We start from the raw sequence: 21,815 nt of genomic DNA on the forward strand, positions 1-21,815 counted from the left end.
GTCACGATTCCCGGCGGGCCCGTTGCAACACCAGCCCCTTCGGCGTCGTCCACCTGGTCAGCAGGGCGAAAATCCCTTCGCACACCAGCGCCAGGATCACCACCGCCACCCCGCCGCCGAAAATCTCGCCGTAGCCCTGTGCGCCGAGGGCGAAACCGTCCACGATGTACCGGCCGAGCCCGCCGCCGTCGTTGACGATCGCGCCGATCGCCACCGTCGCGACCAGCTGCAGGAACGCCACCCGCGCCCCGGCCACGATCACCGGGGACGCCAGCGGCAGTTCCACGCGCAGCATGATCTGCCACTCGCGGTAGCCGGTGCCGCGCGCAGCGTCGACGACCTCCTGGTCGAGCTGCACGACCCCGGCGTACGTATTGGTGAACAGCGGCGGCAGCGCCAGCGCGACGAGCGCCAGCAGCAGCGGCCAGAAATCCGTGTTCGCGCCCCATCGGCTGGCCAGGAACCAGAACAGGATGATCAGCCCGAAGCTGGGGATGGCGCGGCCGATGTTCACCGCGCTGCTCGCCAGGAACGCGCCGCGCCGGTAGTGCGCGAGCCACAGCGCCAGCGGCACCGTGAGCACCGCCGCGACCACCAGTGACAGCGCCGAGAACCACAGATGCTGCACGGTGCGGTACGGAATTCCGGCCGGATCGCTCCAGCTCCAGCGGTTCGGATCGGCCAGCCATTGGCTCAGCTGGGCGAAGAAGCTCATCGCGTCCTCCTCGCCCACGGGGCCAGCGCGCGTTCGCCCAGCCACAGCAGGAGGTCGACGACCACGGCCAGGACGATCGACAGCACGATCCCGACGATGATCGGGCTCGGGTTCGGGGTGGTGGTCTGGATGCCGGCGCGGATGAAGTACCCGAGCCCGCCCATTCCGAGCAGCGACGTGACGGTGACGAGGCCGATCGTGGTCACCGCGGCCACCCGCAGCCCCGCGACCACCACCGGCAGCGCGAGCGGCAGCTCCACCTGCCACAACAGCCGCCGCCGCGTGAAGCCCATCCCGACCGCCGCCTCGCGCACCTCAGTAGGTACCTGCTGTACGCCGGTGACGATGTTGCGGATCAGGATCAGCAGCGTGTACGTGGCCAGCGGGATCACCGCGGTGGTGAACGACAGCCCGAAGAACGGCACCAGCAGCGCGAACGCGCCGAGGCTCGGGATCACGTACAGCGCGCCCGCGGTGCCCAGCACGAGCGGGTAGAACCAGCGGTAGCGCAGGCACAGCGTGGCCAGCGCGAGCGAGAGCACCAGACCGATGCCGAGCGCGGCGGCGGTGAGCGCGACGTGTTCGCCGAGCCGCTGCACGATGGCGTCCGCGTTGCGCTCGACCCATCGCCATTCGAAGATCGGACGGCTGCTCTCGGCGAGCAGCGGGGTCACCGACAACGCAGGCACCGGACGAGGCTACCCCGATCAGGCGGCGGCATTCCGCGGTTCGGGAATCGCTGGTGCCGATTCGCGATCTGTGGTTTCTGTCGGTGGTCGCGGTTAGGGTCCCTTCCACTGTGACCCGTGAACTGAGGGAGTGTGGGGACACGTGCGCTGGACCCGGAACATCCGAGCGGCCGTGCTGGTGGCGGCGGCCGCGCTCGGCCTGACTGCGTGTGGGGGCGGCGGCAGCGACCAGCCCGCCGCGCAGAGCAAGGGCGGCGCGCCGATCGTCGTCGCCTCGTTCAACTTCACCGACAGCCAGATCCTCGCCGAGATCTACGCCGGTGCGCTGGAGGCCAAGGGCTATCCGGTCACCCGCAAGCTCAACCTCGGCTCGCGGGAGCTGATCTACCCGTCGCTCAAGTCGGGTGAGCTGCAGTTCCTGCCCGAATATCAGGGTGCGGCCATCACCACCGGCTTCGGCAAGGACGCGGTGAAGGACGCGGCCGGTGAGCACGATCAGCTGGCCAAGCTCTTCGAGCCGTCCGGTATTTCGCTGCTGAACTATGCAGCGGCCGAGGACAAGAACACCTACATCATGAAGGCCGACGTCGCGAAGTCGAAGGGCATCGCGTCGATCAGTGACCTGAAGAAGCTCGACAAGGTCGTGATGGCCGGTCCGCCGGAATGCGAGAAACGGCTGCCGTGCTTCCAGGGCTTCAAAGACGTGTACAAGCTCACGAATGCGACTTTCCAGACCGTGCAGGAGGCCGGGCCGCGCGTGCAGCAGCTCAATTCCGGCGCGGTCACGGTGATTCCGGTCGATTCGGTGAGCCCGCTGGTCGGTGACCCGCAGTACGTCGCGCTCAAGGACGATCTCACCATCGTGCCCACCGAGAACGTGGTGCCCGCGGTGACCAAGAAGGTGCTCGACGAACGCGGGGCGGACTTCGCGAATGCGGTCAATGCGGTCAGCGCGAAACTCACCACGGACGGGATGCGGGAGCTGAACAAGCGCGTCGACTCCGATGGCGAGCAGGCGGCCGCGGTCGCGAAGGACTGGCTGAAGCAGCAGGGTCTCGGCTGACGTTCCCGAGGGGGTGTTCGTGCGGATGCTGACCAGCGCGAACACCCACCTCGGCCGTGTGCAAAGGTGGCGGTGGCGGAAACCTAAGGAGAGCCCCATGGGAAAGGTCACGGCCACCTCGGAGCGCACGATCGACGCGCCGGTGGACAGGGTGCGTGAGCTGGTCGCGGACTACGCCGAGACCCGGCCGAAGCTGCTCACCGAGCACTACCGCGACTACGAGGTCAGCGAGGGTGGCGTCGGGGCGGGCACCAAGGCCAGCTGGAAGCTGCAGGCCACGTCGAAGCGGGTACGCGACGTCGCGGCCACGGTCACCGAGCCGGCTCCCGGCACGCTGGTCGAGACCGATGCGAACTCGAGCCTGGTCACCACCTGGACGGTCGCGGCGGCCGGCGAGCGCTCGCTCGTGCGCATCCAGACCAGCTGGGACGGCGCGGGTGGCGTCGGCGGGTTCTTCGAGAAGACCTTCGCGCCGGGCGGGCTCAAGAAGATCTACGACGGCGTGCTCGGCAAGCTTGCGGAGATCGTGTAGCACCCGGCCGGGGAAACTGACGCTACGAACGGAGTTCAAGGGTGAACGCACCGACGGCGACCGAAATCCGGCTCGCGGCCCGCCCGCATGGCGTGCCGACGCATGACAACTTCGAGATCGTCGACACCGCGGTGCCTTCGCCGGAGCCAGGGCAGCTGCTGGTGCGCAACCTGCTGATGAGCGTCGACCCGGCGATGCGCGGCCGGATGAACGACGTGAAGTCCTACGCGCCGCCGTTCGCGGTGGGCGAGGCCATGCAGGGCGGGGCGATCGGCGAGGTCGTCGAGTCCACTGTGGACGGCTTCGCGCCCGGCGACCACGTGCTGCACCAGAGTGGCTGGCGCACGCATGCCGTGCTGGAGCCGAAGCGAGTGGCCAAAGTGGACGGTTCGGCCGCGCCGCTGTCCACGTACCTCGGCGTGCTCGGGATGCCGGGTCTCACCGCGTATTCCGGGCTGCTGGTGAGCGCGGAGTTCACGGCGGGGGACACGGTTTTCGTGTCCGGCGCGGCGGGTGCGGTCGGGTCGCTGGTCGGGCAGCTGGCGCGGCTCAAGGGCGCGAAGCGGGTGATCGGCAGTGCCGGTTCCGCGGAGAAAGTCCGGTACCTCACCGAAGAACTCGGTTTCGACGCCGCCTTCAACTACAAGGACGGCCCGGTCGCCGAGCAGCTGGCCGCTGCCGCGCCGGAGGGCATCGAGGTGTACTTCGACAACGTCGGCGGTGAACACCTGGAGGCCGCGATCGGGTCGATGAACCTGCACGGCCGGATTGCCGCGTGCGGCATGATCTCGCAGTACAACGCCACCGAGCCGAACCCGGCGCCACGCAACCTCATGCAGCTGATCGCCCGGCGGATCACCTTGCGCGGCATGCTGGTGCTCGACCATTGGCATTTGCGCGACCAGTTCCTCGCCGAGGTCACCCCGCTCGTGGCGGCCGGGGAGATCAAGTACTCCGAGACCTTTGTGGACGGAATCCGTAATGCGCCGGACGCCCTGCTGGGTCTGCTGAGTGGCGCCAACACCGGAAAGATGTTGGTACGCATCAGTTCCTGACGATCTCCTCGGCCAGCAGCGGCAGGGTCGCCGCGGTGTACGTGGCGGCTGGGCTTCCCGGCAACGGCTGCACGCCGGGCCGCGTGAGCAGCGCGGTCCGGAGCCCGGCAGCCTGCGCACCGGCGATGTCCCAGCCGTGCGCGGCGATCATCACCGCCTGCTCGGGTTCGGCGGCATACGCACGCAGCACCTGTCGATAAGGCTCGCCCGCGGGCTTGAGCCGACTCACCTGCTGCGCAGAGAAGATCCGGTCGAATTTCGTTGCCACGCCAGCGTTGTGCAGCTGCGCCTCGGCCGTCGCGAGCGGTGAATTGGTGAGCGCGACGACCTGGTGTCCGGCCTGGCGCAACCGATCCAGCGCAGGTACGACGTCGGCATGCGCAGGCAGGGAACGCAGCCCGGCGCCGACCCGCGCGAGCTCGGCGTCGGTCAGTTCGTGGCCGTACTGCGCGCACACGGCCGCCGCGGCCTGGCCCGCGATCTGGGCGAAATCCCGGTACCCGCCGGTCGCCGTCACGGTGATCGCGGTGTGGATCGCGAGCGCGAACCACTCGCGGCGGGCCGCCGGGGCGCCGGTCAGCTGCGTGAACAGCGGGTCGAGCGCGCTGAGGTCCAGCAGCGTCTCGTTGACGTCGAACACGCAGAGCATCCGGCCTCCAGCTGGGTCAGAGCACCACCGTACGGTTTCCGTGCACCAGGACGCGGCCTTCGAGGTGCCAGCGCAGGCCGCGGGCGAGCGTCACCTTCTCGATGTCGCGTCCCTTGCGCACCATGTCCTCCACCGAATCGCCGTGGTCCACGCGGATCACATCCTGTTCGATGATCGGCCCGGCGTCGAGGTCCGCGGTGACGTAGTGGCAGGTCGCGCCGACGATCTTGACCCCGCGCGTGTGCGCCTGGTGGTACGGCCGCGCGCCGACGAACGACGGCAGGAAGCTGTGGTGGATGTTCAGCGCGCGCCCGGCCCACGCCTCGCACAGCTCGGCGGGCAGCACCTGCATGAACCGCGCCAGCACGACCGCGTGCGGATCGTGCTCCTCCACCAGCTTGCGCACCTCGGCGAACGCGGCTGCCTTGCCGCCCGAGGGAAACGGGACGTGGTGGAACGGGATGCCGTGCGCGCGAGTGATGTCCGCGAGCGCGAGGTGGTTGCCGATCACCGCGGAGATCTCGACGTCCAGCTCACCGGACGCGACGCGGCCCAGCAGGTCGTACAGGCAATGCCCGGCCTTCGACACCAGCACGACCGCGCGCGGCCGCTCGCCGGTGTCGAGTACCTGCCAGCTCGACTCCGTCGACAACTCGTCGGCCACCGCGGTGAACCGGTCGCGCAGTCCCGCGGCGTCGAAGGGCAGCGAATCGGCGCGGACGACCTGGCGGGTGAAGAACCAGCCGGAGTCGGGGTCGGTGTGGTAGGCCGCCTCGACGATCATCCCGCCGTGGTCGGCGAGGAAGCCCGAAATGCGGGCGATGATGCCGGTGCGGTCGGGGCAGCCGAAGGTGAGCACGTAACGCTGGGGATCTGACACGCCCGCCATTCTCTCCGCCCGCTGGTCAGGGCGCTGCGAGGGGCTCCGGCCAGTGGGTGAGGGCCGGGTGGTCAGGGCGCTGCGATGGGCTCCGCCAGCGCGAGATCCCCAGTGCGCACCGCCTGGTTCGGGCGGCCCCACAGCGCCCGGTAGACGTCGTCGGCCGGGCCGCTGAGCGTGAGGTCCGGGGTGCCTTCGCCCAGTGTCGGCGGTTCGCCGGGGCGCAGGACGACGGTCCATTCGCGGCCGGGCGTGTGCACGGCGACCACCCCAGCCCGGTCGGCCGTGCCGCGGCGGGGGAGCAGGAAGGCGAGGAACTCGTCGATGCCGTCCTCGGCGAAGCCAGCCGGATACCGGGTCTCGGGTGGGGTCGGCAGGGCGCTTTCCGCATCGAGCCGGTGGACGGCGAACTCGTGGGCCTGCCTGCGTACCCAGTCGCCGACGGTGATCGGGCCGCCGTGCGAGAACGGCGAGCGGAGTGGGCTGTCGGCCGGGCGCCGCAGGGCCTCGCGGACGGCAAGGCGTTCGCCGTCCAGGCGGCCGAGTGCGTCGGGCCAGTCGTCGGCAGGCGGACGCGGCTCAGCTGTGCGGTCCGTGATCGCCGCGACCGTGTACGAGAGCACTGCCGTCAGATGCGTCACCAGGTCCTGCACTGTCCACTTCGGACCCGTGCGGATCCGCGCGTCCGGCCCGGCGGCCAGCACCGCGGCTTTGAGCCGGTCGCCGTTGATGTCGAACGCTTCCCGCAGCTGTGCCGTGTCCACGCGCCGACCGTACCCGGCGCCGGACGAACTCGATGACCACCACCAGCAGCAACCCGAGCAGGAACGACAGCAGCAGGCCGTAGACCGGACGGTCGGCGAACGCGGCGCCGCCGACGAGGCCGATCAGCACGCTGTAGATCGACCACAGCGTCGCGCCCGCGGCGTCGAGCGGCATGAAGCGGCGCAGCGGGTACCCGAGGCTGCCGTTGGCCAGCGCGCTCGCGACGCGGCCGCCGGGCAGGTACCGCGCGGCGATGATCAGCAGCGGTGCTTGACGATGGACCTGCGCGAGGGCCCATTCGTACCGCTGCCGCCCCGACGGCTCCCGCTGCAGCCGGGCGACGGCGCGCGGTCCGGCCGCGCGACCGACGGCGTACCCGAGGCAGTCGCCCGCCCAGGCACCGGCCGCGGAGACGGCGACCAGCAGCGCGAGCCGCCCCGGGTCCGGTCCGACGAGCACGGCCACGGTGACCACGGTCGTCTCGCTCGGCATGAACGGCAGCAGCGCGTCGAGCCCGGCGATCACGAACACGAGGACCCACAGCCACGGCGAGTCGAGCGTGTCCCGGATCAGCTCGATGACCTGGTCCAGTAACTCCACCCGCTCATCGTGATCACTGAAGGTCACCAGTGGGTGACCCAGCGGGGTGCGCATGGTGAACAGGTGGGTTCAGCGGGGCGCGACGCTGTCCCACGGCACGGTCAGTTCCCCGAGCCGCCACCGGTCCGGGTTACCCCGCAGCGGCCACCCGCGGTCGGCGAGCATGGTGACCGCGGTCGTCCAGCGAGCCCGCACGCCGAAGGCGCGGTGTGGTGCGGCCGCGGCCCAGTATTCGTCCAAAGTGGACAACAGAGTGTGCACGCGTTCGCCGGGAACGTTGCGGTGAATGAGGATTTTCGGCAATCGTTCGGCCACAGTGGACGGACGGTCGAGCCCGGCGAGCCGCATCGACAGCGTGAGCGACACCGGACCAGCAGCCCCCACGGTGACCCACGTGGCGAGCCGCCCGATCTCGTCGCAGGTGCCTTCCACCAGCAGGCCTTCGGGCGGCATCGCGTCGAGCATCAGCTGCCACGCGCCGCGAACCTCGTCCTCGGCGTATTGCCGGAGCACGTTGAACGCCCGCACGAGCACCGGCCGGGTACCGGCGAGCTCGAAACCGCCGCGGCGGAAGTCGAGCCGGGGTGGATCGGCGGCCCGGCGGGCGGCGGCGACGCGGTCCGGGTCGAGTTCGAGGCCGAGCACGCGGACGTCCGGCCGCACCCGGGCCAGCCAGCGGGCCAGCTCGACCGTCGTGACCGGCGACGCGCCGTACCCGAGATCGACGACCAGGGGAGCCTCGCTCCGCCGCAGCAGCCGCGTGACGGCCGGGTCGCTCGCAAGCCAGCGGTCGACCCGCCGCAGCCGGTTGGGGTTGGTGGTGCCCCGCGTCGGGGCGCCCACCGGGCTCAGCCGCGCTCGGCCAGCCACTGCGCGGTGAACTCGTCCTCGTGCCGCAGCAGGTTCGTCACCTGCTCGGCGACGAACTCCTCGATCCGGCCGCCGAACAACGGAATCCGCACGACAACCTCGCCCGAAACCCGGAATACGGCCTGCGCCCCCTGCGGTGCCAACGACGTGTCCGCCCCGATCTCGCCCGGTACCCCGCCGACGCCGACGTCGGTCCGGCCGGTGTACCCGTCGCCGGACCGCTGCCAGCTCTGCGCACGGCGGACCATGATGTCGCCCTTGTGCAGTGCCCGCACGGCTTGCGGCAGGCGCGCCGCCTTGATGCCGTGCTGCAGCTCGTACCGCACGGAATCGCCCTCGGCGGAGTAGGCGAGGAGCTTCGCGTCGTCACCGCCGAGCGCCGTCAGCCGCGCCCGCAGTGCCTCCTCGCCCGCGACCGCGGCGAAAACGTCCGCAAGCGAGCCATTGAACTCGCCGCGGTGCTCGATCCGGGAACCCATGGACCGGACAGTACCGTTAGACGCCGTGAACACCGCTGAAACGCCTGGCCCGGCCGTCCGCCTCGCCGAGTACACCACCCTCCGGCTCGGCGGACCGGTGCGCCGTCTCGTCACGGCCGCCACCAGTGCGGACCTGGTCGCTGCCGTGCGCAGCGCGGACGACACCGGTGAGCCCGTACTGCTGCTCGGCGGCGGATCGAACCTCGTCGTCGGCGACGACGGCTTCGCGGGGACCCTCGTGCAGATCGCGAACACCGGCTGGACCCGCGACGGCGACATTGTCGACGTGGCCGCCGGACAGGAGTGGGACACGTTCGTCGCCGAACTGGTCGACCACGGTCTCGGCGGCCTCGAATGCCTCTCCGGCATCCCCGGCTCGGTCGGCGCGACGCCGATCCAGAACGTCGGCGCGTACGGCTGCGAAGTGGCCGAATCGATTGTCTCCGTTGAGCTTTACGACCGTTCGGCCCGCGAAGTACGTACGGTCAAGGCCGACGAGCTCGGCTTCGCCTACCGCACCAGTGTGCTCAAAGGCACCGACCGCGGGGTCGTGCTCAGCGTGCGGTTCCGGATCGACCCGAGCGGCGCGTCCGCGCCCATCCGTTACGCCGAACTGGCGCGCACCCTCGGGGTCGAGACCGATGCGAAAGTCCCCGCCGCGCAGGGCCGCGAGGCCGTGCTCGGGCTGCGTCGCGGCAAGGGCATGGTGCTCGACCCGGCCGACCACGACACCTGGAGCGCCGGGTCGTTCTTCACGAATCCGATCGTCCGGGAGGACACCCTCACGAACATCGCGGAATCGACCGGCGGGAAGGTCCCGCAGTACCCGGCCGACGGCGGGGTGAAGCTGTCCGCCGCGTGGCTCATCGAACGGGCCGGCTTCGGCAAGGGGTACCCCGGTCCTGGCGGCCGCGTTTCCTTGTCCACCAAGCACACCCTCGCGCTCACCAACCGTGGTGCCGCCAGCACGGCGGACCTGCTCGCCCTGGCCAGGGAAGTCCGCGACGGCGTCGAGGCCCGGTTCGGCGTGCGCCTGCACCCCGAACCGCTGCTGGTGAACTGTTCACTCTGAGGTGTCGGCAACCGCAGGCCGGGGTGAAACGTCTTCCCGGACGGAGTGGATTTTCCGGTTCGCAGGTAACGTCGAGTCGCTCACCGGCGCTGAGTGCGTGGAGGGGCGGGTTCGGGGGACCAACGGGAGGTAGGGACCGTGATCGAGCGCCGTACGGTGTTCAAGGCCGTCGTCGCCGCGGGGGCGGCGACACTGGTGGCCGCGTGTTCGGGCACCACCGACGGCAAGGCGTTTCCGCTCGGCGGAAGCGGGGACAACGGCGGCAGTCCGGTGCCTCCGGTGGCGAAGCTCACTGCCACCCCGGCCGCGGGCGCCAAGGACGCGGGCGTGCGTGACCCGGTCGTGGTGAAGGTCACCGAAGGCAAGCTCACCGAGGTCAAGGTCGCGAACGAGGGCGGCGGCGCGATCAAGGGTGAGCTGTCCGGCGACGGCACCTCGTGGACCAGCTCCGAACCCCTCGGCTACGGCAAGACGTACACCTACGCGGCCAAAGCCCTCGGCACCGACCAGCGGCCGGCCGAGCTCAAGGGGTCGTTCACCACGATCAGCCCGGCAAAGCAGCTGCGGGCCACGCTCAACCCGGCCGACCGCGCGGAGGTCGGCGTCGCGATGCCGATCAGCGTGAAGTTCCCGAACGGCGCACCGAAGGACCGGGTGGCCGTCGAGAAGGCGTTGAAGGTGAAGACCAGCTCGAACGTCGAGGGGGCTTGGGGCTGGCTGTCCGCGACGCAGGTCGACTGGCGGCCGAAGGAGTACTGGCCCGCCAACACCACCGTCGAGGTCGAGGCGAACCTGTACGGCGTGGACCTCGGCGACGGCGCATTCGGCAAGTCGGACGTCAGCACCAAGTTCACCGTCGGCCGTAACCAGGTGGTGAAGGTGCACACCCCCGACCACGTGATGAAGGTCTACCGCGGCGGGGCGGAGGCCGCGAGCTACCCCTGCTCCAACGGGCTGGATTCCGATGTGAACCGCAACACGCCGAACGGCACCTTCATCATCATGTCGAAGGAGCCGACCGCGGTGTTCGACAACGCCCGCTACGGCTACACCAACGTCAACAAGAAGTGGGCCTGCCGGTTCTCCAACCACGGCGAGTACATCCACGAGAACCAGGACAACGCTGCGGCAATCGGCAAGACGAACAACTCGCACGGCTGCGTCAACCTGCTCGACGCGGACGCCAAGAGCTACTTCGACTCCGCGATGGTCGGCGACCCGGTCGAGGTCACCGGTTCACAGCTGCCGAGCCCCACCGCCTCGGATGTCAAGGACTGGTTCTACGACTGGCCCACCTGGAAGACGCTCTCGGCCGTCAAGTGAATTTCTGCTAGTAAATGACATCGTGAACACCGAAGTGGTCGGCGCCGACGGCGTGCGCATCGCGTTGCGCGTCGAAGGTGCCGAGAACGCGCGTCCGATCGTCTTCGTGCACGGCTGGGCCCAGTCCGCGGCCGCCTGGTCGGCGCAGCTGGCCGACCCGGCGCTGTCCGAGCGCTTCCGGCTGGTCGCGATGGACCTGCGAGGGCATGGCGCGTCCGACGTCCCCGCCGGTGGCTACGACGATCCGCAGCAGTGGGCGGGCGACCTCGCGGCGGTGCTGGATTTCGCCGGACCGGACGCGATCCTGGTCGGCTGGTCCTACGGCGGCCTGGTGATTGCCGACTACCTTCGGGAGCACGGCACCGCACGGCTCGGCGGAATCGTGCTCGTGGGGGCGATCACCGAGATCGGCCGTGGCCGGGAGGGCGGCCGTACCGGTCCGGTCATGCGGGCCGCGCTGCCTGCGGCGCTGTCCGACGACGCCGAGGTCGCGATCCCCGCGCTGGTCGAGTTCACCCGCGCGCAGGCCAGGCGGGTACCCGGGGCGTACGCGCAGGCCATGCTCGGGCACTCGCTGTCGGTGCCGCCGGTGGTCCGCGGCGCCCTGTTCCGGCGGGATGTCGGCAGTGCCGACGTGCTCGCCGCGGTGGACAAACCGGTACTGGTGGTGCACGGCTCGGCCGACGGTGTGGTCGATCCCTCGGTGGCCGAGTATTCGGCCGGGAAGATTCCGGGGGCCGTCCTGCGTTGGTTCGTTGAGGCCGGGCATCTGCCGTTCGTCGAGGAGCCGGGGGAATTCAACTCCCTGCTGCGGCGGTTCTCCGGGGAAGCAGCCGAGTAGCAGGAGTAGTGACCACGTGACCCTGATGGGATTCCGGGCGCAGCCGCGCCGGATCGCGGTTCTGTCCGTGCACACTTCCCCGCTCGAGCAGCCGGGTACCGGCGACGCCGGCGGGATGAACGTGTACGTGAGCCAGACCGCGCAGGAGATGGCCCGCCGCGGCGTCGAGGTCGAGGTCTTCACCCGCGCGACGTCGTCGGAGCAGCCGCCGCTGGCCGAGCTGGCGCCCGGGGTCACCGTGCGGCACGTGCCCGCCGGGCCGTTCGAACCGCTGGCGCGGGACGAGCTGCCCGCGCAGCTGTGCGCGTTCACCTCCGGCGTGCTGCGGGCCGAGGCCTTCCACGAGCCGGGGTACTACGACCTGATCCACTCGCACTACTGGCTGTCCGGGCAGGTCGGCTGGCTGGCCCGCGACCGGTGGGGCGTGCCGCTCGTGCACACCGCGCACACGCTGGCCAAGGTCAAGAACTCGCTGCTGGCCGATGGCGACAAGCCCGAGCCGCGCACGCGGGTGATGGGCGAGGAGCAGGTCGTCGCCGAGGCGGATTGCCTCGTGGCGAACACGCAGGTCGAGGCTCGGCAGCTGGTGGACCTGTACGGCGCTTCGCCGCATGCGGTGCACGCCGTGCCGCCGGGGGTCGATCTCGACCGCTTCACGCCGGGCTCGCAGCTCGACGCGCGACGCGAGCTGCATCTGCCCGCGGACGCCGTCGTGCTCGCTTTTGCCGGGCGGATCCAGCCGCTCAAGGCGCCGGACGTGTTGCTGCACGCCGCGGCGGAAATGCTGCGGCGTCGTCCGGAATTGGCGGCGCGGCTCGTGGTGCTGGTGGTCGGCGGGCCGTCCGGAACGGGGCTCGAACAGCCGCAAGCCTTGCGGGAGCTGGCCGATTCGCTGGGCATTGCCGGGCAGGTCCGGTTTTTGCCGCCGCAGCCGGGGCGAAAGCTGCGTACGGTGTTCCGCGCGGCTGACGTCGTCGCGGTGCCGAGTTACAACGAGTCTTTCGGTCTGGTCGCGCTCGAAGCGCAGGCGTGTGGCACGCCGGTGGTGGCTGCTGAGGTCGGCGGGTTGCCGGTTGCGGTGCCGCACGGCGTGTCCGGGCTGCTGGTGCCGTCGCATGGCGCGGCGGAGTGGGCTGACGCGCTGGCCGCGGTCGCGCTTCGGCCGGAGCGCCGGGCGGAACTGGCGGAGAACGCGGTACGGCATGCGCAGCGGTTTTCCTGGCGGCGCACCACGGATTCGCTGCTGGACATCTATGCTCAGGCGACCAGCGCGTTCCGGCAGGCGCTGGAACTGCGTGCGGAGGTGGCGGTGTGAGCCTGGATGCGGTCATCAAGTCCACTTTGGACGCCGGGGGGATCAAGTACGACCGCCGCGGCGAGGGCCGGTACTTCGTGACGTTGCCGGGAACCAAGAAGCTGCAGACGAACTGCTGGCTCGTGGACGGCGACCACGCCTTCTCGGTAGAGGCGTTCGTGTGCCGCCGCCCGGACGAACGGCACGAGGACGTGTACCGATTCCTGTTGCAGCGCAACGCCCGGCTCTACGGCGTGCACTACACAGTGGACAGTCTCGGGGACATTTATCTGGTCGGCCGCTTCGGCAAGGAAACCGTCACCGAGTCCGAATTGGACAAGATTCTCGGCCAGGTGCTAGAAGCCGCCGACGGGGATTTCAACCCGCTACTGGAAATCGGGTTCGCGACGTCGATCAAGCGCGAGTGGGACTGGCGCGTGTCGCGGGGCGAATCGCTCGCGAACCTCCAGGCGTTCAAACATCTCGCGGAACCGGCGCAGGACCACGAGCCCGGCTTGACCGAGTCGTGACCGAGGGCATGCAACCGCGCTGACGCGTCGTCTCGTCTCACCGCCAACGACTGGAGGGAGACGTAGATGCGGTCTCGATGGAGATGGGCGCTCGCGGGTGCATTGCTGGTGCTGTTGGCGGGGTGCAGCAGCGGAAGTGAGTCGGCGATGCCGATGTCGGCGGATTCCGCGGCACCGGCCGAAGGCGGGGCACGAGGAGCGGCCCCCGGACCCGCGCCTGCGCAGAAGGAAGGCGCGGCGCAACAACCGGCGGTAAAAGATCGTAAACTGGCGCGTAGTGCCCGGATACAGCTGACCACGCCGAAACCCGGCGACATCGTGTCCCACGCGCGCACGATCGCGACCGGCGCCGGTGGGTATCCCGGGCAGGAGACAACCACAGACGAATCCGCGACGCTCACGCTGTCCGTCCCCGCCGAGAAGCTCGACGGCGTGCTCGACCAGCTCGCGGGGCTCGGCCAGGTGACCAAACGCGAGGTGAGCGCGCAGGACGTGACCGCGCAGGTGGTCGACGTGGACGCGCGGCTGGCGACCCAGCGCGCGAGCGTCGACCGGATGCGGGCGTTGCTGGCGAAGGCGCAGTCGGTGTCCGAGATCGCGTCTGTGGAGGGGGAGCTGACCAGCCGGGAAGCGGCGCTGGAGTCGCTGGAGCGGCAACAGCAGTCGCTGGCCGGGCAGGTCGCGATGGCGAGTGTGACGTTGTCGGTGAGCCGGGTCGCTGCCGCGCCTGCCGAGGACGGGGGATTCCTGTCCGGGCTTGCCGGTGGCTGGGCTGCGTTCGTCGCGTTCCTGGGCGGGCTGCTGCGGGTGCTGGGCGTGCTGCTGCCGTTCGCGGTGGTGTTCGGGGTACCGGCCGGCGTGGCGGTGTGGCTGCTGCGGCGACGGCGCCGCGCCCGGCCCGCGGAGTGAGGACAGGCGGGACGGCTCGAGGGAGGGGGGAGTCGCGATCTCGAGCCGCCCCGCTGAAGTCCCGCCACTGTGGACCCGGTGACGAGGGGGATGCCAACGGGGCCGGCGGGCCGCGGCTCGGCAGGGGGGAGACGAGCCGCGGTCACAGCCCGCAATCAGCCGGGGAGTGCGTGGATTCCGGCTGAGCGGGACATGCCCAACCTGTCAGATATCGACCTGTAATCACAAGACTACTGGTTACTCCGTTCGTGTGAACTTCACCGACTGGGATAACGGTGTGCATCGCCTTGCACCCTTTTGCCAGCTTGTTGGCGGTCTGCACGGTCTCCGGGTGATGGAGCGGGCGTGGGGTAGCGCACTCTGCGTAGACGTGCGGTATGCACCACTCGCCGGTCCGGTGCGCTCTGGCAGGCTGTGGGCCATGGCCGAACTTGGGACGCTGGTGCTGCTGCGGCACGGGCAGAGCACGTGGAACGCGGAAAACCTGTTCACCGGCTGGGTGGACGTGCCTCTTTCGGAGACCGGCGAGCGCGAAGCCCGGCAAGGCGGGCAGCTGCTCGCGGAGACGGGTCTGCTGCCGGACATCGTGCACACGTCACTGCTGCGGCGGGCGATCAGCACGGCGAACATCGCACTCGACGCCGCCGACCGGCACTGGATCCCGGTGAAGCGCGACTGGCGCCTCAACGAGCGGCACTACGGCGCGCTGCAGGGCAAGAACAAGAAGCAGACGCTGGACGAGTTCGGTGAGGAGCAGTTCATGCTCTGGCGCCGCTCGTACGACACGCCGCCGCCGTCCATCGACCCGAAGGACGAGTACAGCCAGGCAGGCGACGCACGGTACGCCGACCTGGGCGACCAGGCACCACTGACGGAATGCCTGAAGGACGTGGTGGCCCGCCTGCTGCCGTACTGGGAGTCGGCAATCGTCCCCGACCTGCGCGCGGGCCGCACGGTACTGGTCGCCGCCCACGGCAACTCCCTGCGCGCACTGGTGAAACACGTGGACGGGATTTCCGACGACGACATCGCGGGGCTGAACATCCCGACCGGAATCCCGCTGCGCTACGACCTGACGGCCGAGCTGAAGCCGGTCCGTCCCGGTGGCGAGTACCTGGACCCGGAGGCGGCGAAGGAAGCCGCTGCTGCGGTGGCGAATCAGGGTCGCTGACCTGCTGATTCGCGCTTTGGCTCGGGTGGCTGAGGCTTGGGCGGGGCTCGTGGGTGGTTTTGTGCCGGGGTGGATTCGGTGCTGCCGCTCACGAGTTCTGCAGACCCGGGCAGTCGTGACGAGTGGGGCGCGGGTCTGGACCAGGTGGCCGGTTGCGCAACCGGCGTGGCTGACCGCCGGTCGCCGCGGGTGGCGGTGGCCCGGTGCTGAGTGCGGGTGGCGTGGCTGGCCAACGCCGCCGGGGCGGACGCGGTTGGCAGCAAAGGAGCAGCCTGGCCGGGTCGCGTGTCGGTTGGCCTCGGGAACGGTGGCGCGGTGCTGCGGGGTGGCGTGGTCGGCAGCCAGGCCCGGCGCTTAGTGCGGGCGGCATAGCTGGCCAACGCCGCCGGTGCGGGCGCGGTTGGCTAGCCAGACCGGGTCGCGTGCCGGTTGAGCTCGGGAACGGTGGCGCGCGCTGTGGGTGGCGTGGTTCGCAGCCAGGCCCGGCTGCCTGGCCGGGGGGTCGCGTGCCGGTTGGCATCGGGAGCGGTGGCGGGCAGCATCGGCTTGCGGCGCTGTGGGTGGCGTAGTTCGCAGCCAGGCCGGTGCATCCCCGCGCCAGCCAAACCGTACTCAAGAACCTTGCGCGGCAACCACTTTCATCCCCGACACCTTCCACTCCGTGCCGCTCCGCACCAAATCCAGGTGGATCGGCAGGCGGCGTTCGGCTTGCTGGGCGCCCGTGGTGGTCACCAGGGCCGCCAGCAGGGCCGACGCGCGGGTTCCGTCCGGGCTGATGTCCGTCAAAGCGGCCGTTGAGTTCGGGCTGAAAGTCGCTTTTGTTCCGCTCTTCCGGATGTGGTCGAGCGTCTGCGTGCGGTCCGTGCGGAACTGGGTCAGCAGTGGCTCCGCGGCGACCTTTTCCCAGCCGTCGTAGCCTGCGTCGGCGTTTTGGGGGTCGACGGTCAGCAGGACGCCGCCGTCGCGGTGGGCGGCGGCCACTGCCGTGTCGCGGGCGGACGCCGGCCCCAAAGACGACCCATCAGGCGAAACCAGCTGGCCGCGCGGGTCGAAGTTCATGTCCTGCAGCTGCCAGTGTCCCTTCGCCGGGACTGCCGTGAGCAGCATGACGGCCGTCGCCTGGTTGGTTGCTCCGTCGGGGCGGCTGCTGTGCTGCGCGGCGACCACCAGCACCTGCGCGCGGTCCGGCCGCAGCTCCGCCAGGGCCGTTTCCAGCACCTGCGTCTGCGTGGTCACCGGAGTGGTCCGGACCTCCGCGAACGTCTTGTCGAACTGTGCGCGCGCCGCGCCGGTGAGGTACTCCTGCTCGTTCCGCGTGACCTCGTCCGGTTTCGCCGAGTCGTAGCTGAATGCCGTCTCCACGGCCTTTTTCACCCCGGCCACCGCGTCGCCGGTCGCGCGAGTGTCCACATAGGCCAGATTCGCCGGTACCGGCTGAGGCTGCGGCGCCGGCTGCCCGGACACACTCGAACTACATCCGACGGTGACCAGCGCCGCGGCGACGACAGCACGTTTCACAGCAGCCCCGCCTCCCGCGCGAGAGCACCGGCTTGGAAACGCGACGTCGCACCCAGTACATCCATCAGTTCGGCCACGCGCCGACGGTACGTGCGCAGCCCGACGCCCATCTCGCGGGCCGCCTTCTCGTCCGTACAGCCTGACGACAGCAGGTCCAGCAGCTTCGGCGTGTACTGCCGCAGCTCGGCAAACCGCGTCTCGTACGCGTCCACCGCGGTCGACGAGCGCCACGCCACCTCGAACAGCGACGTGATCCCCTGCACCACGTCCGGCCTGGTCAGCACGCTGTAGCCGGATCCCGCAGCGAGGATGGCGATCCGGCCGTCGACGAGGATCGTCTCGTTGATCTCGCGGTCGCTGATCCGCACCTCCGCGCCGAGAGTCCGCAGGCCGCGGACGTGTTCGGCGCTCTCGGCGTCGAGCAGTACCCGCGACAGGTACACCTTGCGTACCCGCATCTTCGGCCGGAACGGCAGCTCCGCGGCGAATTTCTGCGCGGCCGACCAGGTGTGCAGGTCGTTCGCGGCACACGCGATCTCGCCGGCGTTCGCGAGCAGGTGGCCGGCTCGGTCCAGCAGTTCGTGTTCGTCGCGCACGGTCGCGACGTCGTCGACTCGGGGCACGACACCCAGTGTCCTCCCCGATGGCAGCTTGCTGCCAAACCGGCCGGTCAAGCCAGGGAACTCGGCACGCTCGAAGCATGACGAACCTTCCCGCCGCTGCCGCGGGTACCTGGCAGCTCGGCTCGCTCACCGTCAACCGCCTCGGCTACGGCGCAATGCGGCTCGGCCCGCACGAACCGGACCAGCCCGTGGACCGCGACCGCGCCATCGCGGTCCTGCGCCGGGCCGTGGAGCTGGGCGTGAACCACATCGACACCGCCGCGTTCTACTTCGGCACCGGCTGGTCGGCGAACGAGCTGATCAAGGCCGCCCTGGCGCCGTACCGCGACGATTTCGTGCTCGCCACCAAGCTCGGACCGGCCCGCGGCCCGTCGGGCGAGTTCCTCCCGTTCGCACGTCCCGACGAGCTCCGCGGCCAGCTGGAGCAGAACCTCCGCGCGCTCGGCCGCGACCACCTCGACCTGGTCAACCTGCGGATCGGCGCTGGTCTGGACCGCGGTACCGGACCGCTCGCCGACCATTTCGGCGCGCTCGCCGAATTGCGTACCGCAGGGCTCATCCGCGAGCTGGGGATCTCCAACGTCGGCCCCGAGCACCTGGCCGAGGCGCAAGCGATTGCGCCGGTGGTGTGCGTGCAGAACCAGTACGGCCTGTCCGCCCGCCGCGAGGACGACGACCTCCTGCAGCTCTGCGGCAAGCAGAACGTGGCATTCGTGCCGTTCTTCGCCGTCGCGAGTGGACAAACCGACCAGCGCGTCACCGAGGTCGCCCGGCGGCACGGCGCGTCGGACGCCCAGGTGCGGCTCGCCTGGACGCTCGCGCAGGGTCCGCACGTCCTGGCCATTCCGGGTACCGGCGATCCGGCGCACCTCGAACAGAACGTCGCGGCCGCGGCCATCGAGCTGACGACGGAAGACCTCGCGACCCTTGCGGATTGACCAGAAGATCTCGATCGGGTGAACGGGGCCTGACCCGGAGGCGAATATGTACCCCTCAGGTGTCACACGCCTCACGACCGGGCTTCCAGGACTAGGCCGGAAGGCTACCGGGATGCTTACGATTCCTTCGTGACCACGCCTGTTGCCCTGCTGACGGCCATCGGCGCTCTCGTCGTCGGCGCGGTCGCCGGCTATCTGGTGGCCCGCACGCGCGCCCGGCGCGAGGCGGAGGCCCCGGCCGGACCCACCGTCGCCGAGCTGCTGATGCGGCTCATCCGCTCGTCCAACAGCGGCATCGTGGTGCTCAACCGGTTCGGTGACCTCGTGCTGCACAACCCGCGGGCGTACGAGCTCGGCCTGGTCCGCGTGAACCAGGCCGACGCCCGGGCGCGCAAGGCCGCCGAGCAGGTCGTGGAGACCGACGAGCCGATGGAGGTCGACCTCTCCCCGCTGGAGAACCGTGGCCGCCGCCAGCCGGAGGCGGTGCTCGGCGAGGTCCGGCCATTGGGGGACGGGTTCACCGTGGTGGAGGCCGTCGACCACTCCGAGGCCATCCGGCTGGAGGCGGTACGGCGCGATTTCGTGGCCAACGTGAGCCACGAGCTGAAGACGCCGGTCGGCGCGATCGCGCTGCTCACCGAGGCCGTCCTGGACGCCGCCGAAGACACGGAGGAGGTCCGCCGCTTCGGCAGCAAGATCCTGCGCGAGTCCACGCGGCTGGGCACGCTGGTCACCGAGCTGATCGCGCTGTCCCGGCTGCAGGGCGCAGAACGGCTGCCGGACCTCAACGTCGTCGAGGTCGACGCCGTTGTGCGCGAGGCACTCGGCCGCGCCACGCTGTCCGCCGAATCCGCCGACATCACCATCACCACCGACCCGCCGAGCAGCCTTCTCATCGAGGGCGACCGGACGCTGCTGGTCACCGCACTGTCGAACCTGCTGGAGAACGCCGTCGCGTACTCCCCGGCGGGCAGCCCGGTCACCATCTCGCGCCGGCTGGCCGACGGCATGGTCGAGATCGCCGTCACCGACCGCGGGATCGGCATCGCCGAGGACGAGCAGCAGCGCGTGTTCGAGCGCTTCTATCGCGCGGACAAGGCACGTTCGCGGGCCACCGGCGGCACCGGGCTGGGGCTGGCGATCGTCAAGCACGTCGCGGCCAACCACGGCGGTTCCGTCGGACTCTGGAGCCGTCCCGGCACCGGATCCACGTTCACGCTGCGGATTCCGGCGCACGTCCGCACCGAACCTGCCGATACCGCACGCAAGGTCGCCCCCGTGCGGCCGGACACGACCCCCGAGCGGACACCCCGCCTCGTGGCAACCGGGCAGGAAGTCTCCGGCCCAGACCGTGGAGGAAACCTGTGACGAGGGTTCTCATAGTCGAGGACGAAGAGTCCTTCGCCGACCCGCTCGCCTTCCTGCTGCGCAAGGAAGGCTTCACCGCGGCCGTCGCCGGCACCGGCCAGCAGGCGCTCGAGGAGTTCGACCGCAACGGTGCCGACATCGTGCTGCTCGACCTGATGCTGCCCGGGATGAGCGGCACCGACGTGTGCAAGCAGCTGCGGCAGCGGTCCGCGGTGCCGGTGATCATGGTGACCGCGCGCGACAGCGAGATCGACAAGGTCGTGGGCCTCGAGCTCGGCGCCGACGACTACGTGACCAAGCCGTACTCGGCCCGCGAGCTGATCGCGCGGGTGCGCGCAGTGCTGCGCCGCGGCGGCGAGCCGGGCTCCGACGGCGAACTGGCGCCGCTGGTGCTGTCGGCCGGCCCGGTGCGGATGGACGTCGAACGGCACGTGGTGACCGTGGACGGCGCCGAGGTTTCGTTGCCGCTCAAGGAGTTCGACCTCCTGGAGTACCTGCTGCGCAACGTGGGCCGGGTGCTCACGCGCGGCCAGCTGATCGACCGGGTGTGGGGCGCGGACTACGTCGGTGACACCAAGACGCTCGACGTCCACGTGAAGCGGCTCCGCTCGAAGATCGAGCCGGACCCGGGTTCCCCGCGCCACCTGGTGACCGTCCGCGGGCTCGGCTACAAGTTCGAGACGTGACCGATTCTCCCCGGCGGAGCGAGGGGTCCGCCGGGGTTCAAAACACCCCAATGCCACATTGGGTGCATGTGACGCACCGAATGCCACATTGGGTGCGTCAGATGCAGCGAATGCCACATTGGGGTGTTTTGGCCATCACGGTGCGCGGGCGAGCGGGCACGCTTAGTCGATAACGGACCGAGTGGTGTTGGTTACACTTTCGAGACCTGCCGGTGGGACCGGTACGCTGAATCCTCGTGCGCCTAGGGGTACTCGACGTCGGTTCCAACACCGTCCACTTGCTCGTGGTCGATGCCCATCGTGGTGCGCACCCGACGCCGATGCACTCGGAGAAGACCGTGCTGCGGCTGGCCGAGCAGATCACGGCGTCCGGCGACCTGAGCAAAGCGGGCGAGAACGAGCTGGTCGCGGCGGTCGAATCGGCCCGTGCCGCGGCCGTGCGGCTGAACTGCGAGGAAGTCCTGCCGTTCGCGACGTCCGCGGTGCGCGAGGCGCAGAACGCGCCGAAAGTGCTGGCCAGAGTGGCCAAGGACACCGGCGTCGACCTGCGGGTGCTGTCCGGCGCGGACGAGGCGCGGCTCACCTTCCTCGCGGTGCGGCGGTGGTTCGGCTGGTCGGCCGGGCAGCTGCTGGTGCTCGACATCGGCGGCGGCTCGCTCGAAATCGCGATGGGCCGTGACGAGGAACCCGAGCTCGCGGAGTCGCTGCCGCTCGGCGCCGGGCGCACCACCCGCACGAGGTTCCACCACGACCCGCCCACCCGCTCCGAGGTCGTGGCCACGTCGGCCTGGCTCGAGGACCAGCTCGCCGGGCTCGCGAAGAAGGTCGCCAAGCAGGGCCAGCCCGACCGGATCGTGGCCACGTCGAAGACCTTCCGCTCGCTCGCCCGGCTGGCCGGGGCGGCCCCCTCGGCGGCAGGCCCGCGGGTGCGCCGTACGCTCACGGACACCGCGCTGCGCCAGCTCATCGCCTTCATCTCGCGGATGACCGCCGCGGATCTGGCTCAGCTGGAAGGCGTCAGCGCGAGCCGGTCGCACCAGCTCGTGGCGGGTGCGCTGGTGGCGCAGGCCGCGATGCGGGCACTCTCCCTCACGGAGCTGGAGATCTGCCCATGGGCGCTGCGAGAGGGCGTCATCCTGCGGCGGCTGGACCATGCCAACGGAACGGACGACACTGGTGCCGCGCTCGCCGGCGTTTCGGCGAACGGGGAGGACCGGTGACAGCAGCGGACTGGACTTCGCCGAC

At 70.2% G+C, this 21,815-nt stretch carries 24 protein-coding genes; 14 read left to right on the forward strand and 10 right to left on the reverse strand.

Going from position 1 to position 21,815, the window contains the following annotated elements:
- Window position 1: 1 nt before the first annotated feature.
- Together OO71_RS18535 and OO71_RS18540 are read right to left on the reverse strand one after the other, a co-directional pair.
- Window positions 2–715: an ABC transporter permease gene (locus tag OO71_RS18535; protein ID WP_033291046.1), complete on the reverse strand. Its 714-nt coding sequence runs from the start codon at window positions 713–715 to the stop codon at window positions 2–4.
- Complete coding sequence (locus OO71_RS18540; protein WP_033291303.1) at window positions 712–1,395, reverse strand: ABC transporter permease; 684 nt, start codon at window positions 1,393–1,395, stop codon at window positions 712–714. Before OO71_RS18540 ends, OO71_RS18535 begins: the two co-directional genes overlap by 4 nt.
- 151 nt (window positions 1,396–1,546) lie before the next feature.
- Here OO71_RS18540 and OO71_RS18545 point away from each other — a divergent pair, with 151 nt between their 5' ends.
- The 3 genes from OO71_RS18545 (at window position 1,547) to OO71_RS18555 (ending at window position 4,054) form a co-directional block, all read left to right on the forward strand.
- Complete coding sequence (locus OO71_RS18545) at window positions 1,547–2,467, forward strand: ABC transporter substrate-binding protein (protein WP_051791691.1); 921 nt, start codon at window positions 1,547–1,549, stop codon at window positions 2,465–2,467.
- A gap of 97 nt (window positions 2,468–2,564) precedes the next feature.
- Window positions 2,565–2,999: an SRPBCC family protein gene (locus tag OO71_RS18550; RefSeq protein WP_033291047.1), complete on the forward strand. Its 435-nt coding sequence runs from the start codon at window positions 2,565–2,567 to the stop codon at window positions 2,997–2,999.
- A 41-nt stretch (window positions 3,000–3,040) separates the two neighbouring features.
- On the forward strand, window positions 3,041–4,054 hold the full coding sequence (locus OO71_RS18555; RefSeq protein WP_033291048.1) for an NADP-dependent oxidoreductase: 1,014 nt from the start codon (window positions 3,041–3,043) through the stop codon (window positions 4,052–4,054).
- Here the strand turns inward: OO71_RS18555 and OO71_RS18560 are convergent.
- The 6 genes from OO71_RS18560 to OO71_RS18585 form a co-directional block, all read right to left on the reverse strand.
- Window positions 4,044–4,703 carry a haloacid dehalogenase type II gene (locus OO71_RS18560; RefSeq protein WP_033291049.1) on the reverse strand — a complete coding sequence of 220 codons (660 nt, stop codon included), beginning with the start codon at window positions 4,701–4,703 and terminating at the stop codon, window positions 4,044–4,046. The two genes, OO71_RS18555 and OO71_RS18560, sit on opposite strands and share 11 nt — an antisense overlap.
- 16 nt (window positions 4,704–4,719) lie before the next feature.
- Window positions 4,720–5,592 (reverse strand): formyltetrahydrofolate deformylase, encoded by an 873-nt coding sequence (purU, locus tag OO71_RS18565; protein ID WP_033291050.1) that lies wholly within the window; start codon window positions 5,590–5,592, stop codon window positions 4,720–4,722.
- A 62-nt stretch (window positions 5,593–5,654) separates the two neighbouring features.
- Window positions 5,655–6,260 carry a maleylpyruvate isomerase family mycothiol-dependent enzyme gene (locus tag OO71_RS18570; protein WP_342669937.1) on the reverse strand — a complete coding sequence of 202 codons (606 nt, stop codon included), beginning with the start codon at window positions 6,258–6,260 and terminating at the stop codon, window positions 5,655–5,657.
- Entirely contained in the window at window positions 6,163–6,948 is a 786-nt protein-coding gene (locus OO71_RS18575; RefSeq protein WP_033291306.1) for a DedA family protein, read from the reverse strand. Before OO71_RS18575 ends, OO71_RS18570 begins: the two co-directional genes overlap by 98 nt.
- Window positions 6,949–7,017: 69 nt before the next feature.
- Window positions 7,018–7,818 carry a hypothetical protein gene (locus OO71_RS18580; RefSeq protein ID WP_033291051.1) on the reverse strand — a complete coding sequence of 267 codons (801 nt, stop codon included), beginning with the start codon at window positions 7,816–7,818 and terminating at the stop codon, window positions 7,018–7,020.
- Window positions 7,797–8,297, reverse strand: a complete 501-nt coding sequence (locus OO71_RS18585; protein WP_033291052.1) for a DUF2505 domain-containing protein — start codon at window positions 8,295–8,297, stop codon at window positions 7,797–7,799. Before OO71_RS18585 ends, OO71_RS18580 begins: the two co-directional genes overlap by 22 nt.
- Window positions 8,298–8,322: 25 nt before the next feature.
- Between OO71_RS18585 and OO71_RS18590 the strand changes: the two genes are divergently transcribed.
- From OO71_RS18590 to OO71_RS18620, 7 genes are all read left to right on the forward strand, one after another.
- Window positions 8,323–9,369, forward strand: a complete 1,047-nt coding sequence (locus OO71_RS18590; RefSeq protein WP_033291053.1) for a UDP-N-acetylmuramate dehydrogenase — start codon at window positions 8,323–8,325, stop codon at window positions 9,367–9,369.
- 138 nt (window positions 9,370–9,507) lie between these two features.
- A complete protein-coding gene (locus OO71_RS18595; RefSeq protein WP_033291054.1) occupies window positions 9,508–10,692 on the forward strand; it encodes a L,D-transpeptidase in 1,185 nt (394 codons plus the stop codon).
- Between the two features lie 22 nt (window positions 10,693–10,714).
- Complete coding sequence (locus tag OO71_RS18600; protein WP_033291055.1) at window positions 10,715–11,533, forward strand: alpha/beta fold hydrolase; 819 nt, start codon at window positions 10,715–10,717, stop codon at window positions 11,531–11,533.
- 25 nt (window positions 11,534–11,558) lie between these two features.
- Window positions 11,559–12,848 carry a D-inositol-3-phosphate glycosyltransferase gene (gene mshA / locus OO71_RS18605; protein ID WP_033291307.1) on the forward strand — a complete coding sequence of 430 codons (1,290 nt, stop codon included), beginning with the start codon at window positions 11,559–11,561 and terminating at the stop codon, window positions 12,846–12,848.
- Window positions 12,845–13,357, forward strand: a complete 513-nt coding sequence (locus OO71_RS18610; protein WP_033291056.1) for a type III secretion system chaperone family protein — start codon at window positions 12,845–12,847, stop codon at window positions 13,355–13,357. The genes mshA and OO71_RS18610 overlap by 4 nt, the downstream gene beginning before the upstream one ends.
- Window positions 13,358–13,423: 66 nt before the next feature.
- Window positions 13,424–14,266 (forward strand): DUF4349 domain-containing protein, encoded by an 843-nt coding sequence (locus tag OO71_RS18615; protein ID WP_051791692.1) that lies wholly within the window; start codon window positions 13,424–13,426, stop codon window positions 14,264–14,266.
- Between the two features lie 421 nt (window positions 14,267–14,687).
- The gene (locus OO71_RS18620; RefSeq protein ID WP_033291057.1) at window positions 14,688–15,437 is read left to right on the forward strand and encodes a phosphoglyceromutase; all 750 of its coding nucleotides are present in this window, start codon (window positions 14,688–14,690) and stop codon (window positions 15,435–15,437) included.
- 612 nt (window positions 15,438–16,049) lie between these two features.
- On the opposite strand, the gene OO71_RS18625 is transcribed toward OO71_RS18620, so the two are convergent.
- Both OO71_RS18625 and OO71_RS18630 read right to left on the reverse strand, forming a co-directional pair.
- A complete protein-coding gene (locus tag OO71_RS18625) occupies window positions 16,050–16,955 on the reverse strand; it encodes a hypothetical protein (protein ID WP_245633707.1) in 906 nt (301 codons plus the stop codon).
- The gene (locus tag OO71_RS18630; RefSeq protein ID WP_033291058.1) at window positions 16,952–17,578 is read right to left on the reverse strand and encodes a response regulator transcription factor; all 627 of its coding nucleotides are present in this window, start codon (window positions 17,576–17,578) and stop codon (window positions 16,952–16,954) included. Before OO71_RS18630 ends, OO71_RS18625 begins: the two co-directional genes overlap by 4 nt.
- Window positions 17,579–17,655: 77 nt before the next feature.
- Here OO71_RS18630 and OO71_RS18635 point away from each other — a divergent pair, with 77 nt between their 5' ends.
- The 4 genes from OO71_RS18635 to OO71_RS18650 all read left to right on the forward strand — a co-directional run bounded on the left by OO71_RS18635 (window position 17,656) and on the right by OO71_RS18650 (window position 21,790).
- A complete protein-coding gene (locus tag OO71_RS18635; RefSeq protein ID WP_033291059.1) occupies window positions 17,656–18,516 on the forward strand; it encodes an aldo/keto reductase in 861 nt (286 codons plus the stop codon).
- 129 nt (window positions 18,517–18,645) lie between these two features.
- A complete protein-coding gene (locus tag OO71_RS18640; protein WP_033291060.1) occupies window positions 18,646–19,884 on the forward strand; it encodes a sensor histidine kinase in 1,239 nt (412 codons plus the stop codon).
- Window positions 19,881–20,570: a response regulator transcription factor gene (locus OO71_RS18645; RefSeq protein ID WP_033291061.1), complete on the forward strand. Its 690-nt coding sequence runs from the start codon at window positions 19,881–19,883 to the stop codon at window positions 20,568–20,570. Before OO71_RS18640 ends, OO71_RS18645 begins: the two co-directional genes overlap by 4 nt.
- 236 nt (window positions 20,571–20,806) lie before the next feature.
- Window positions 20,807–21,790: a Ppx/GppA family phosphatase gene (locus OO71_RS18650; protein ID WP_033291062.1), complete on the forward strand. Its 984-nt coding sequence runs from the start codon at window positions 20,807–20,809 to the stop codon at window positions 21,788–21,790.
- Window positions 21,791–21,815: the final 25 nt, after the last annotated feature.

It is taken from the genome of Amycolatopsis jejuensis (genome assembly GCF_000717335.1).
Lineage (GTDB): Bacteria > Actinomycetota > Actinomycetes > Mycobacteriales > Pseudonocardiaceae > Amycolatopsis > Amycolatopsis jejuensis.